Below are 12,314 nucleotides of genomic sequence, written 5' to 3' on the forward strand. Positions count from 1 at the left end.
GTGGCTTGAAACGGACGTCACTCGTTCCTAAATAGAATGTTAAGCCAATATACATTGGAGGGACAGAGCATTGAGTAATTATCAGAATCTCCCGGCGCCGACGCCAGAAGGTGGGTTGAACCGCTATATGCAGGAAATCCGTAAATTTCCGCTGTTAGAGCCGGAAGAAGAGTACATGCTGGCCAAGCGCTGGGTCGAAGAGCAAGACAGTCAAGCCGCGCACAAGATGGTCACCAGCCACCTGCGTCTGGCGGCCAAGATTGCCATGGGCTATCGTGGCTATGGATTGCCGCAAGCCGAAGTGATTTCCGAGGCCAACGTCGGCCTGATGCAGGCTGTGAAACGGTTTGATCCCGAAAAAGGCTTCCGTCTGGCGACCTATGCCATGTGGTGGATCCGTGCCAGTATTCAGGAATATGTCCTGCGCAGCTGGTCAATGGTGAAGCTGGGCACAACGTCGGCGCAGAAAAAGCTGTTTTTCAACCTGCGCAAAGCCAAGTCACGCATAGGTGCGTTGGAAGATGGCGACCTGCGCCCCGAGAACGTCAAGCGGATCGCGCATGATCTGGGTGTGACCGAGGATGAAGTCATCTCGATGAACCGGCGGATGTCGGGTGGGGATGCTTCGTTGAATGCCACGGTTGGCTCTGAAGGCGAAGGCACGATGCAATGGCAGGATTGGCTGGAAGACGAAGATGCCGATCAAGCAGGCGATTATGAAGCGCGTGACGAGCTTGAGGCGCGGCGCGAGCTGCTGGCCGATGCGATGAGTGTGCTGAATGATCGAGAGAAGGATATTCTGACCCAACGCAGGTTGAGCGATCAGACGATCACACTGGAGGATTTGAGTGAATCCTATGGCGTCAGCCGCGAGCGTATTCGGCAAATTGAAGTGCGCGCGTTTGAAAAGCTACAAAAGCGCATGCGCAGCCTGGCTCAGGAAAAGGGCATGCTAAGCGCAAGCTGACGCCTTGGCGATGCCATAGAATCACGGTAGCCTCTCTCCGTCCCCGGAGGGGGGCTTTTGATTTTCAGGATATACGGTACGCACAAACATGTTTCTTCTCACGATTGCCAAACGCGGACTTATGATCAGCCTGTTTGTGGGCTTGGCGAGTTGTGGCCCGCGTTATTCTGCGCAACGCGCAGCACCATCACCGAATGCGACGATTACACCGGTCTATGTGGCGACTGGACGGGCCTTGGATCAAACAGGGCCTGCCTTTGGCGCGCGCCGAACGGCCGGGCTGAACTACTTCCGGGCTGACGTGTCGATCCCGCCGTCGCATATACCTGGTCATATTGAGGTGCATAAGGGCGAGGCGAATGCGGATGAGCATTTTGTGGTGACGGCAACACGGGTCTACGAGACAGAAAATGATTTTCGCGCACAGGTGATGCGCCATGCTCCGAACCGCGAAAGCATTGTGTTTGTGCACGGCTATAACAACACGTTGTCGGAGGCGATGTTCAGATCTGCTCAGATCAAGCATGACTTTGAGGCCAAGGATCCAATGGTCTTGTTTTCGTGGCAATCTGCAGGGAATGCCAAGGGCTACATCTATGACCGTGACAGTGTGCTGTTTGCGCGCGATGATCTGGAGGGCCTGCTGCAAACGCTTACGAAGGGAGGCAATGACAAGGTGTTTTTGTTTGCCCATTCAATCGGCTCGCATCTGGCAATGGAGGCTCTGCGACAGGCAGCATTGAGGGGGGATCAGCGGTTGTTATCGCGGATCAGTGGTGTGGTGTTAATGTCGCCAGATTTGGATATAGATCTGTTTAAAAGACAAGCCGCTGCGATCGGCGAATTACCTCAACCATTCTATATTTTCACCACACAGGATGACAAAGCCCTGGGATTGGCCGCCTTTGTGACTGGTAAGAAACCTCGGCTCGGACTACTTAACAGCACCGAGGAAGTCGAAGGTCTTGGCGTAACAATTATCGATTTTACCGCCTTGGAAGAAGGTGAAGGCGGAAATCACGCTGTGCCAGTCAGCTCACCGGCGGCTATTTCGGTCCTGCAGGGGATCGGACGACAAGCTGAATTGGGAACGAGCGGGTTCTCGCAATATTTGGCGCTTGAAGCCCCTCTGAACTGAGAAGGAGTGACGACATGGCAGGTGGTTGGGCCCGCGATGGGGCGGTCAGCGAACAGATCGAGGCGTCGATCTCAGATGAGCTTGCACGGATGAAGGCTCAGAGAACCCCGGTTGGTGAGAGCCTGACGCATTGCGCCGAATGTGAAGAGGAGATTCCCGAAGCGCGGCGTCAGGCCTTGCCTGGGGTCAAGCTGTGCATTGACTGCGTGCAAGAACGCGACGCTGCGTTCAAAGCACGTGGTGGGATCAATCGGCGCGGCTCAAAAGACAGCCAGTTAAAGTAGTTCAGGGTGTCTACTCCTGCATCAGGCAAACTCTCATCTAAGTTTCTGTGCAAAACTCAGATTGCAGCAAAGTTATACGCTTTCCATGGATGAGGCACTTTTCTTATTTTTTAACCGATTCAACACTGACGAGCTGGATCAAGTCTTTTTGGTTTTATCCAGCGAATATCTGAAATCGGTTCCGTTTATGCTAATCGTCTGGGCGCTCTGGTTCCTATCTGGAACGGACGCGCAACGAACGATGCGCCGAGAGCGCTTGACGGCCGTTTTACTGGCGACGATACCGATCATTGGCATCACGCGGTTTTTGGCGAACAACCTGCCATTCAGTTTGCGCCCCATTTATTCCAACATCGCCGGACTTCAGCTTAGAGATGATCAAAGTGTCGAGTTCATGGATGGATGGAGCTCTCTTCCATCAGATCATGCATCGCTCTTTTTTGGGTTGGCCGTAATGATATTTCTGATCAATCGACGCTTTGGTGTTTTTCTCTTATTCTGGGCTGCTTTTGTTGTTTGCCTGCCTCGGGTGGTGACAGGGTTGCACTGGCCTTCTGACATTGTTGTGGGCGCACTGTTGGGGGCTGCGTTGGGCGTCACTTTATTGGGCCCGATGACGCAGATTGTGCGACAGGTTCAGCTTGTTCCATTCTGCGAGAGGCACGAGGCCTTTGCCTATCCGCTGTTGTTTTTGGCGACTTACGAGGTAACCCAGATGTTTCAAATGACCCGCTACATTGTCTTCGCACTCGGCGGTTGATGCCGCAATTGAAAAGTGAGCGGGGGCATTTCACCGCTCACTTTGTTGCCGGGCGTGCTTATCCTTCCATCGCTTCCAATTCATCGATGAAGCGTGAGATCATGCTGAGACCTTTGTCCCAGAATTTGGGGTCTGAAGCGTCGAGACCGAAGGGCGCGAGTAGTTCTTTGTGGTGTTTTGAACCGCCAGCGCGCAGCATGTCGAAATACTTGTCCTGGAAGCCATCGGGGTTTTCCTCGTAGACGGCGTAGAGCGCATTCACCAGCCCGTCGCCAAAGGCATAGGCGTAGACATAGAAGGGCGAGTGGACGAAGTGCGGGATGTAGGCCCAGAAGCTTTCATAACCTTCCATGAACTCGAACACAGGGCCGAGGCTTTCGGCTTGGACCGACATCCACAAGGCGTTGATGTCATCGGGCGTCAGTTCGCCTTCACGGCGGGCGGCGTGGAGTTTGCATTCGAAATCGTAGAACGCGATCTGACGGACAACCGTGTTGATCATGTCTTCGACCTTACCCGCGAGCAGGACCTTGCGTTCCTGATCGTTGGCGGCACCGTCCAGCATTTTGCGGAAGGTCAGCATTTCGCCAAAGACACTGGCGGTTTCGGCCAATGTCAGGGGCGTGCTGGAGAGCAGTTCGCCCTGATCAGCGGCCAGCACCTGATGCACGCCGTGGCCCAGCTCATGCGCCAGTGTCATGACGTCACGTGGCTTGCCCAGATAGTTGAGCATCACATAGGGGTGCACGTCGGTGACGGTGGGGTGGGCAAAGGCACCGGGGGCCTTGCCGGGTTTTACACCCGCGTCGATCCAGCCTTTATCAAAGAACGGTTGCGCGATCTCGCCCATGCGGGGATCAAAGGCGGTGTAAGCCTCCATCACTGTGTTTTGAGCGCTGGCCCAGTCGACAGTTTTGGTGTCTTCAATGGGCAGCGGTGCGTTGCGGTCCCAGACTTGCATCTGGTCCAGGCCAAGCCACTTGCGTTTCAGCTCGTAATATCTGTGCGACAGCTTGGGGTAGGCGGCGACAACGGCGTCACGCAGGGCCTCGACCACTTCGGGCTCAACATGGTTGGACAGGTGTCGCCCGGTTTGCGCCGTGGGCATGCCGCGCCAGCGGTCGATGACCTCTTTTTCTTTGGCAGTGGTGTTGTGAACACGCGCGAAGGTGCGGATGTTTTCGCCCAGCACACGGGCCACTTCGCGCGAGGCGGCCTCGCGGGTGGCACGGTCTTGCTCGGTCAAAAGGTTGAGCGTGCCTTCGAGGTTCAGTTGCTCGCCGTTCACTTCGAATTCCAGCCCGGCGATGGTTTCATCGAACAGACGTTCCCATGCGTCGCCGACGACGCCCATGTCGTGCAGAAACTTTTCCAGCTCATCGGAAAGCTGGTAAGGCTTCATTGCGCGGATACGGTCCAATACAGGCTTGTAGCGAGCAAGGTCCGTGTTTTCAGCGTACATCGCTTCGAGCGCGTCTTCTTCCAGACGGTTCAGCTCGAGCGAGAAGAACACCAAGGGCGTGCTGAAGACAGTAACCTTTTCCTGGCAATCGGAGAGGAATTTGGCGCGTTCTCCATCGGTTGTCTGCTGGTAGTAACGCAGCCCGGCGAAAGACATGACGCGCCCGGCGATAGTGCTGATCTTCTCGTCGCGCTGGATGCATTCAAGCATGCCTGCGGCATCGAGTGTGTCGAGCTTCCCTTCATAGTCGGCGGCGAATTCAGCGCAGGCCTTTTCCAACCACTCCAAATCGCGCTCCAGCTCCGGTGCGTCTTCGCCTGAGTACAGATCGCTCAGATCCCATTCCGGCAGATTGCCAAGGTCTTTGCCCCCGGCAGTGGCGTTGGCGTCTTTGACAGGAAAGGGAAGGGTCAGCATGGGATACCTCGGCTTATTATTTGTTGACCCAGACATATTGTGCCGGTGCGGAGGGAACAAGGGCCGGGCTTGTCATTTATGTGGTGCAGCGTAGGGTGCACGAAAACAAGTGACGGGAGAAGGCACAATGCGGTTTGTGAGATATGGTAAAGCCGGGGCGGAACAGCCCGGTGTCCTGGATGCGGATGGGCGGGTGCGAGATCTGAGTGGTGTAGTGACAGATCTGGCGGGTGATGTTCTGGCTCAGTTGCCAGTTGCTGATCCAGAAAGCTTGCCTTTGGTGCAGGGGGAACCTCGTTTGGGGCCGCCTGTAGCAGGCGTGGGCAAGTTCATCGGGATTGGGCTGAACTATTCGGATCACGCCGCCGAGGCCGGGATGGAGCCGCCAAAAGAACCGATTGTGTTCATGAAGGCGACGTCATCCATCAGTGGTCCCTATGATCCTGTGCTCTTGCCTCGGGGATCAGAGAAATCGGATTGGGAGGTGGAGTTGGGCGTGGTGATCGGTAAGCCGGCCAAATACGTTTCGAACGCAAAGGCATTGGAGCATGTTGCGGGCTATTGCATCGTGAACGATGTGTCTGAACGGGCGTTTCAGATTGAGCGCGGTGGTCAGTGGACCAAGGGCAAGGGATGCGACACATTTGGGCCGATTGGGCCGTGGTTGGTGACACCGGACGAGGTTGGGGACCCGCAATCTCTGGACATGGCGCTGGATTTGAACGGCGCAAGAGCGCAAACCGGCAACACCGCTTCGATGATCTTTTCCGTTGCCGAGATTATTTCCTACCTGAGCCAGATGATGAGCTTGCAGCCGGGTGATGTGATCGCCACGGGAACCCCGCCAGGTGTGGGCATGGGCGCTAAGCCACCGCGCTATCTGAGCGAAGGGGATGTGATGGAGCTGACGGTTGCTGGGCTGGGCCATCAACGTCAGACGGTTGGCCGGGATATATAGCTGCTGCTTTGTCGAAGTGGTCACAAAGCCGTCGGGTGATGTCGGCACGTACTTCGGGGGTATCCATCAGAACTTCGTGGTGGGCGCCTTCAACAACATAGAGCGTGCCATTGGGCCAACGCGCCATGCGGTCCTCGATCCGGGGGATATCAACTATGGCTTCGAGCGAGCCATAGAAAGTAAAGCACGGCAAGTCGGGTGAGGGCTGCTTGTGCAGCCAGCGTGTGACTTTCAGTGATTCGATCAGCCATCCCATGCTTGGTCCGCCAAGACCAAGGTCGGGCTGCGCGCGAACCTGATCGATCATGTAATCATACATCGGGCGATCATTGGTTAGCTTGTTGTCTTCAAAAGCCTCTTCCAGCACGTAGCTGCTTTTGGACGTACCGGGAGTGAAAAGATGCCCAAGGCCGGTTTTTTGCGCCAGCGTCGAGAGGGTCCAGGCCACAGGCCGCATCGGGGTTGAGATCGAGATGCCCCACATTGGACCAGAGAAGGCGCAGGAGGCAACCTGCAGGCCCTTCATCACAGCCTGCAACCCGATACCGCCGCCCATGGAATGCCCTAACAGATGCCAAGGCTTAGGCAGCTCAAGTTGTTCGGCCATCTCAATAACAACGTCGATATCTTTCAAGTAATCGTCGAACTTGATGACATGACCGGACATCGGATTGCGGGTCAATCGGTCAGCCAGTCCCTGACCGCGCCAGTCGATGGCAATTGTGGCATAGCCACACTTTGCGAGATCATGGGCGGTGCCACTATATTTTTCGATATATTCGGTGCGGCCGGGAAACAGCAAAACGGTGCCCTTGGCCCCGTCTTGTGTCCAAACGCCCGCACGAATGCGCACCCCGTCTTCGGTCTTCAGCCAATAGGCCTGCCCTTGGTCAGGCCCATCTGTGATGTCCGTATAGAGGGGTGCGATTTCCATCACGACAAAACGCTGCCTAGCTGCATTGCCATGCCCATGTCACCATCAACGGTCAGTTTGCCGGACATAAAGGCGCCGGTTGGGTTCAGGTCGCCTGACAGGATGGCCTGAAAGGTTTCGGCGTCTGCGGTCAATGTAACATCCGCGTCGCCGTCTTCGGCGCGCACGCCGTCACCATCCAGCATGATCGCGCCTTCGCCTTCGATCATGAATTTGGCCGATCCTGCAAAAGAGCCGGACAGCTTATCGTTCAGGGCGTCGACGGCAGCGTTTACGATGTCGCTCATGGTTATCCTCCTAAAGTGATCAAGCGGGGGCTATGATTCCCGCTGATCTGCGCTAAAATCATACATGTTATGAGCGCACAAACCTGCATATACAATTGTATCGTCACGGCATTTTTGACGATAGTCATAAATTGCTTACCTGCGCAGGCTGAAAATGCAGCATTGAACCGCATGTTCGCCCTATTGCAGGAGGCAGAGCCGGATGAGGCGCGGAAAATCGCTGATGAGATTGAGTTGGAATGGTCGAAATCGGGATCGCCCGCGATGGATCTGCTGCTTAAACGTGGCAATGACGCGCTTGAAGTGGGTGATTCGCAAGTTGCTATCGAGCATCTAACGGCTTTGACTGATCACGCGCCGGATTTTGCCCAAGGCTGGCATATGCGGGCTGTGGCCTATGCGCACGCCGGACTGTACGGGCCAGCCGTCGCAGATTTAGAGCGCGCATTGGCACTAGAGCCCCGGCATTTCAATGCGATCATCAGTCTTGCTGTGGTTTTGGAGCAGGTGAATAAGCCGGAACTGGCCTTTGAGGCCTATAAGCAGGTACAGGCTATACATCCGCACCAAGAGGACGTAACCACAGCGCTGGAACGTCTGGGTGGGACACTCGGCTCGGACCTTTGATCAACACTCCTTTGGTTCAAACGGAGAACGCCAATGGGCGAGCAATCGCGGGTTCTGGCCGTTCTGGGCCCGACCAATACAGGGAAAACGCATTTCGCGATTGAGCGCATGCTGGCGCACCGGACTGGCGTGATCGGATTGCCGCTGCGTCTGTTGGCGCGCGAGGTCTATGACAAGATCGTTTCCCTGCGCGGGCCATCAGTTGTGGCGCTGGTCACCGGCGAAGAGCGCATTGTCCCTGACAGGGTCAAGTACTGGGTCTGCACCGTTGAGGCGATGCCCGAGGGTATGGGCGCAGATTTTGTTGCGATCGATGAGATTCAGCTGTGTGCTGACCCGGAACGTGGCCATGTGTTCACCGACCGTTTGCTGCGCATGCGCGGGTTGCTGGAGACGCAGTTTTTGGGTTCGCACACGATGCGCAGTGTGATTGCGGCCTTGGTGCCGGGCGTGGAGTTTGTTGGCCGTGAACGGATGTCGCAGCTTTCCTATACCGGCCCGAAGAAGATCTCAAAAATGCCTGCACGCAGCGCAATTGTTGGGTTTTCTGTTGATAATGTCTATGCCATCGCCGAGTTGATCCGCCGCCAAAAGGGCGGGGCTGCGGTCGTGATGGGGGCCCTTAGCCCGCGGACGCGAAATGCGCAGGTCGAGCTCTATCAAAACGGCGACGTTGATTATCTGGTGGCGACAGACGCCATCGGCATGGGCCTCAATCTGGATATTGACCACGTCGCGTTTTCGTCGTTGACCAAGTTCGACGGTCGTCGGATGCGACTGCTAGCTCCGAATGAGTTGGGTCAGATTGCGGGCCGGGCAGGGCGCGGGATGAGCCACGGCACCTTTGGGGTGACGGGGGAAGCGCCGGATTTGCACGCTGAGGTCGCTGAGGCCATTACCGACCATCGGTTTACCCCGATCCGCAAATTGGAATGGCGTAGTGCGCAGCTACAGTTTGGCACTGTGGATGCGTTGATCAATTCGCTGGAACGAAAATCAGACAACGAGCTGTTGACCAAAGCACGCGAGGCGGATGACTTGGGGGCGCTCAAGTCGCTGTCACAAGTTTCAGATGTGACGGTCCGGGCGCGGGATGGTTCTGCGGTGCGATTGCTGTGGGATGTGTGCCGAATCCCTGACTTCCGAGGCATCAGTCACGCTGAACATGCCAGCCTGCTGGAGCGGATTTTCTGCGATCTGCACGAATACGGGCGCGTGGCGGATGATTGGTTTGGTCGGCAGGTGCGCAGATTGGACCGAACGGATGGCGATATTGACACATTATCGAAACGATTGGCGTATATCCGCACATGGACCTACGTTGCGCAAAGAAAAGGCTGGGTTGACAATGAAACCCATTGGCGAGAAGCCACTCGCGCTGTAGAAGACCGCTTGTCAGATGCGCTGCATGGGGCGCTGACGCAAAGATTTGTGGACCGGCGGACATCCGTGCTGCTTCGCCGGCTCAAGCAGAAGGAGGCCATGGTGGCCGAAGTAAACGACAAAGGTGATGTGACGGTCGAAGGTGAATTCGTTGGCCGTCTCGAAGGATTCCGTTTTATTCAGGACAAAGGTGCCGCCGGGCAAGAGGCGAAAGCAATCGCTCAGGCCAGTTTGCAAGCACTTGCGCCGCATTTCCATTTGCGCGCGGACCGTTTTTACAACGCACCCGATACCGAAATTGATTTCACCGAACAAGGTGGCCTGATGTGGGGCGAGCACGCGGTTGGCAAGCTGACCGGAGGCAGTGACGCGCTCAAACCGCAGGTTGTGGCCTTTGTCGATGAGACAGCTGGGACTGAGGTTGAAGAGAAGGTGCAGCGTCGCCTACAGCATTTCATCGACCGCAAGATTGCCACGCTGTTCGAGCCGCTGTTAAACATTCAGCGCGACGAGGAACTCACCGGATTGGCGCGCGGCTTTGGCTTCCGCCTGATCGAAAACTTTGGGATCGTGCCCCGTGGTATGGTTGCCGAAGACGTCAAAGCACTGGACCAAGATGCGCGCGGATTGTTGCGCAAGCATGGTGTGCGCTTTGGGCAGTTTACGATCTTCATGCCCTTGTTGCTGAAACCCGCACCAACGCGGTTGCGTCTGGTGTTGTGGGCTCTGTCGAAAGATCTGCAAGAATTCCCAGAATCTCCACCACCAGGTCTGGTGACGGTTCCGGCTCAAACCAGTGATGCCAAGCTGGCAGGCTATCACAGCATGTCGGGTTATCGCGCGGCTGGTGAGCGGGCGATTCGCATCGATATGTTGGAACGTCTGGCAGATATGCTGCGTGGCCAAGACAGCCGTGGTGGATTTGAAGGCACTGCTGACATGCTGTCGATTACCGGCATGACATTGGAGCAATTCGCCGATCTGATGCAGGGCCTTGGCTATAAGGCCGAAAAAGGCGAGCGCGAGAAGGCGAAGGCCACGCCTGCGCCAGCGGCAGAAGCTGAGGTTGCACCTGCCGAGGGCGAAGCCGCAGATGTGACTGCTGTAGAAACGCCAGTTGCTGAAGCTGCTGTGGCCGAAGAGGCTGGTTCTGAGGTGGCGGAAGCCCCGGTTGTTGAAGAGGTAGCTGCAGAGGTGGCCGAAGCTGCGCCTGCGGCAGATGCCGAGCCAACGATTGAGGTGTTTTATACCTTCACATGGGGTGGCCGTGCCAACCAACAGCAAAACCGGGGGCAACAACGTGGCCGTCGCGACAATGCGCAGGGTGGCAAGCCCAAAGGCAAAGGTCAAAAGCCCAAGGGCAAAGGCCGCCGCGATGATGGCCCACGCCAATTCCAGGCGCGCCCTGCGAAAAAGGAAAAGCCGATTGATCCGGATAATCCGTTTGCAGCCGCACTGATGGGGTTGAAGGACAAAGGGTGATCCTGAATGGCGGAAGCCAGCCCTAAGATCCGGCTTGATAAATGGCTCTGGCAGGCGCGGTTTTTCAAAACCCGCAGCCTGTCGGCCAAAGTCATCTCGGGCGGGCATATGCGGGTCAATAGCCAGAAGATTGCCAAACCGGCCTACGCTGTGGGGCCGGGGGATGTTTTGACCTTTCCGCAGGCGCGGGATGTGCGGGTGATTAAGATCAAAGCCATCGGAGAACGGCGCGGTCCGGCACCCGAAGCGCAAGCGCTTTATGAGGATCTGGACCCGCCAAAACCGCGTGAGAGGGATATTGTTCCGCCTGCGCCGCGTTATGAAGGACAGGGTCGCCCAACCAAGCGGGAGCGGCGGCAGCTTGATCTCAAACGATCAGACCTGCTTGATTGATTGGTTCGGCTGGATTAGGTGAGGCGCAAGCCGCTTTGGATTGAGAGACTCAGATGACTTATGTTGTCACAGAAAACTGTATCGCCTGCAAATATACCGACTGCGTCGAGGTGTGCCCCGTCGACTGTTTTTACGAAGGTGAAAACACGCTGGTGATCCACCCCGATGAATGTATTGACTGTGGGGTCTGCGAACCCGAATGCCCAGCCGATGCCATCCGCCCAGATACAGAGCCTGACATGGAAAAATGGGTTGAGTTCAATCGCAAATATTCCGAGATGTGGCCAGTGATCATCTCCAAGAAAGAGCCGATGCCTGACGCGGAAGAGCGCGACGGCGAAGAGGGCAAGATGGAGAAGTATTTCTCTGAGGCGCCGGGCGAAGGCGGCTGAACCGATTCGTTTTGATAAAATAGTGGGTATCGCGAATTATTGTGTTAGCCACTTGAATTAAAACAATAATCACCCAATTGGATCCCATGTTTCGGCAGACCCAATTTTGTGATATGATACCATCATAAATGAAGTTTACTGCCTGATATCCATTTGCCCTTAAGATCTGTTAAGGGGATGGATTTCTTTGCGTCTGAATGTTCCGCTCACCGGTCAGATTGACCCAAGAGATGTATGTTTTACACGTTGAGTGGGCGAAGCCACTGAAGGAAAACCTGAATGAGCAAATCGAAAAAGTCCGAGTTTCGTCCCAATGATTACGTTGTCTACCCTGCGCACGGGGTTGGGCAAATAGTTTCGATTGAGAAACAAGAGGTTGTCGGGATCGAACTGGAACTGTTTGTGATTTCCTTTGAGAAAGACAAGATGACCCTGCGGGTGCCGACCAACAAGGCAACCGAAATTGGCATGCGTGGCCTGTCCAGCCCTGATGTGATCTCCAAGGCGATGACCACACTGAAAGGCAAAGCCAAGGTCAAACGCGCCATGTGGTCTCGTCGGGCGCAGGAATATGAACAAAAGATCAACTCGGGTGATTTGATTGCGATTGCCGAGGTTGTCCGCGATTTGCACCGCACTGATGACCAGCGCGAGCAGAGCTATTCTGAGCGTCAGCTGTATGAAGCGGCTCTTGAACGGCTGACCCGCGAAGTCGCGGCTGTGAACGGTGCAGACGAAGTGGCCGCTGCCAAGCAAGTTGGTGATGTTTTGATCTCGCGCGCTGCAGCTGCGTAAGCGAAACACATTGAATTTAGAACCGCCGTGCGCCA

General features: G+C 55.8%; 13 protein-coding genes. 10 read left to right on the forward strand and 3 right to left on the reverse strand.

Annotation, left to right across the window (positions count from 1 at the left end; genetic code table 11):
• The first annotated feature begins 70 nt into the window (after nucleotides 1–70).
• From rpoH to ROA7450_RS04460, 4 genes are all read left to right on the forward strand, one after another.
• Nucleotides 71–967 carry an RNA polymerase sigma factor RpoH gene (rpoH, locus tag ROA7450_RS04445; RefSeq protein WP_085804451.1) on the forward strand — a complete coding sequence of 299 codons (897 nt, stop codon included), beginning with the start codon at nucleotides 71–73 and terminating at the stop codon, nucleotides 965–967.
• Between the two features lie 88 nt (nucleotides 968–1,055).
• Nucleotides 1,056–2,105, forward strand: a complete 1,050-nt coding sequence (locus tag ROA7450_RS04450; protein WP_234999436.1) for an alpha/beta hydrolase — start codon at nucleotides 1,056–1,058, stop codon at nucleotides 2,103–2,105.
• Between the two features lie 14 nt (nucleotides 2,106–2,119).
• On the forward strand, nucleotides 2,120–2,389 hold the full coding sequence (locus ROA7450_RS04455; RefSeq protein ID WP_085804452.1) for a DksA/TraR family C4-type zinc finger protein: 270 nt from the start codon (nucleotides 2,120–2,122) through the stop codon (nucleotides 2,387–2,389).
• Nucleotides 2,390–2,474: 85 nt separating this feature from the next.
• The gene (locus ROA7450_RS04460; protein ID WP_085804453.1) at nucleotides 2,475–3,149 is read left to right on the forward strand and encodes a phosphatase PAP2 family protein; all 675 of its coding nucleotides are present in this window, start codon (nucleotides 2,475–2,477) and stop codon (nucleotides 3,147–3,149) included.
• Nucleotides 3,150–3,207: 58 nt separating this feature from the next.
• Here ROA7450_RS04460 and ROA7450_RS04465 read toward each other — a convergent pair whose 3' ends face one another.
• Nucleotides 3,208–5,028 carry a M3 family oligoendopeptidase gene (locus ROA7450_RS04465; protein WP_085804454.1) on the reverse strand — a complete coding sequence of 607 codons (1,821 nt, stop codon included), beginning with the start codon at nucleotides 5,026–5,028 and terminating at the stop codon, nucleotides 3,208–3,210.
• 127 nt (nucleotides 5,029–5,155) lie between these two features.
• Here ROA7450_RS04465 and ROA7450_RS04470 point away from each other — a divergent pair, with 127 nt between their 5' ends.
• Nucleotides 5,156–5,986, forward strand: coding sequence for a fumarylacetoacetate hydrolase family protein (locus ROA7450_RS04470; protein WP_085804455.1), 831 nt, complete (start codon nucleotides 5,156–5,158; stop codon nucleotides 5,984–5,986).
• Here the strand turns inward: ROA7450_RS04470 and ROA7450_RS04475 are convergent.
• Nucleotides 5,892–6,920: an alpha/beta fold hydrolase gene (locus tag ROA7450_RS04475; RefSeq protein ID WP_085804456.1), complete on the reverse strand. Its 1,029-nt coding sequence runs from the start codon at nucleotides 6,918–6,920 to the stop codon at nucleotides 5,892–5,894. The two genes, ROA7450_RS04470 and ROA7450_RS04475, sit on opposite strands and share 95 nt — an antisense overlap.
• Nucleotides 6,920–7,207, reverse strand: a complete 288-nt coding sequence (locus ROA7450_RS04480) for an SCP2 sterol-binding domain-containing protein (RefSeq protein WP_085804457.1) — start codon at nucleotides 7,205–7,207, stop codon at nucleotides 6,920–6,922. Before ROA7450_RS04480 ends, ROA7450_RS04475 begins: the two co-directional genes overlap by 1 nt.
• Before the next feature lie 114 nt (nucleotides 7,208–7,321).
• Here ROA7450_RS04480 and ROA7450_RS04485 point away from each other — a divergent pair, with 114 nt between their 5' ends.
• From ROA7450_RS04485 to ROA7450_RS04505, 5 genes are all read left to right on the forward strand, one after another.
• Nucleotides 7,322–7,834: a tetratricopeptide repeat protein gene (locus ROA7450_RS04485; RefSeq protein WP_234999438.1), complete on the forward strand. Its 513-nt coding sequence runs from the start codon at nucleotides 7,322–7,324 to the stop codon at nucleotides 7,832–7,834.
• Between the two features lie 33 nt (nucleotides 7,835–7,867).
• Nucleotides 7,868–10,699 carry a helicase-related protein gene (locus tag ROA7450_RS04490; RefSeq protein WP_085804459.1) on the forward strand — a complete coding sequence of 944 codons (2,832 nt, stop codon included), beginning with the start codon at nucleotides 7,868–7,870 and terminating at the stop codon, nucleotides 10,697–10,699.
• 6 nt (nucleotides 10,700–10,705) lie between these two features.
• The gene (locus tag ROA7450_RS04495; RefSeq protein WP_085804460.1) at nucleotides 10,706–11,092 is read left to right on the forward strand and encodes an RNA-binding S4 domain-containing protein; all 387 of its coding nucleotides are present in this window, start codon (nucleotides 10,706–10,708) and stop codon (nucleotides 11,090–11,092) included.
• 53 nt (nucleotides 11,093–11,145) lie between these two features.
• Complete coding sequence (fdxA, locus tag ROA7450_RS04500) at nucleotides 11,146–11,484, forward strand: ferredoxin FdxA (RefSeq protein ID WP_085804461.1); 339 nt, start codon at nucleotides 11,146–11,148, stop codon at nucleotides 11,482–11,484.
• A 279-nt stretch (nucleotides 11,485–11,763) separates the two neighbouring features.
• The gene (locus ROA7450_RS04505; protein ID WP_085804462.1) at nucleotides 11,764–12,279 is read left to right on the forward strand and encodes a CarD family transcriptional regulator; all 516 of its coding nucleotides are present in this window, start codon (nucleotides 11,764–11,766) and stop codon (nucleotides 12,277–12,279) included.
• The last annotated feature ends 35 nt before the right edge of the window (nucleotides 12,280–12,314 follow it).

The organism is Roseovarius albus, assembly GCF_900172335.1.
Classification (GTDB): domain Bacteria; phylum Pseudomonadota; class Alphaproteobacteria; order Rhodobacterales; family Rhodobacteraceae; genus Roseovarius; species Roseovarius albus.

Coding starts and splice junctions, on each gene's coding strand:
- ROA7450_RS04450 (WP_234999436.1), top strand. CDS start 1,056: ATGTTTCTTCTCACGATTGCCAAACGCGGACTTATGATCAGCCTGTTT.
- ROA7450_RS04495 (WP_085804460.1), top strand. CDS start 10,706: ATGGCGGAAGCCAGCCCTAAGATCCGGCTTGATAAATGGCTCTGGCAG.
- fdxA (WP_085804461.1), top strand. CDS start 11,146: ATGACTTATGTTGTCACAGAAAACTGTATCGCCTGCAAATATACCGAC.
- ROA7450_RS04465 (WP_085804454.1), bottom strand. CDS start 5,028: ATGCTGACCCTTCCCTTTCCTGTCAAAGACGCCAACGCCACTGCCGGG.
- ROA7450_RS04460 (WP_085804453.1), top strand. CDS start 2,475: ATGGATGAGGCACTTTTCTTATTTTTTAACCGATTCAACACTGACGAG.
- ROA7450_RS04470 (WP_085804455.1), top strand. CDS start 5,156: ATGCGGTTTGTGAGATATGGTAAAGCCGGGGCGGAACAGCCCGGTGTC.
- ROA7450_RS04480 (WP_085804457.1), bottom strand. CDS start 7,207: ATGAGCGACATCGTAAACGCTGCCGTCGACGCCCTGAACGATAAGCTG.
- ROA7450_RS04490 (WP_085804459.1), top strand. CDS start 7,868: ATGGGCGAGCAATCGCGGGTTCTGGCCGTTCTGGGCCCGACCAATACA.
- ROA7450_RS04455 (WP_085804452.1), top strand. CDS start 2,120: ATGGCAGGTGGTTGGGCCCGCGATGGGGCGGTCAGCGAACAGATCGAG.
- ROA7450_RS04475 (WP_085804456.1), bottom strand. CDS start 6,920: ATGGAAATCGCACCCCTCTATACGGACATCACAGATGGGCCTGACCAA.
- ROA7450_RS04505 (WP_085804462.1), top strand. CDS start 11,764: ATGAGCAAATCGAAAAAGTCCGAGTTTCGTCCCAATGATTACGTTGTC.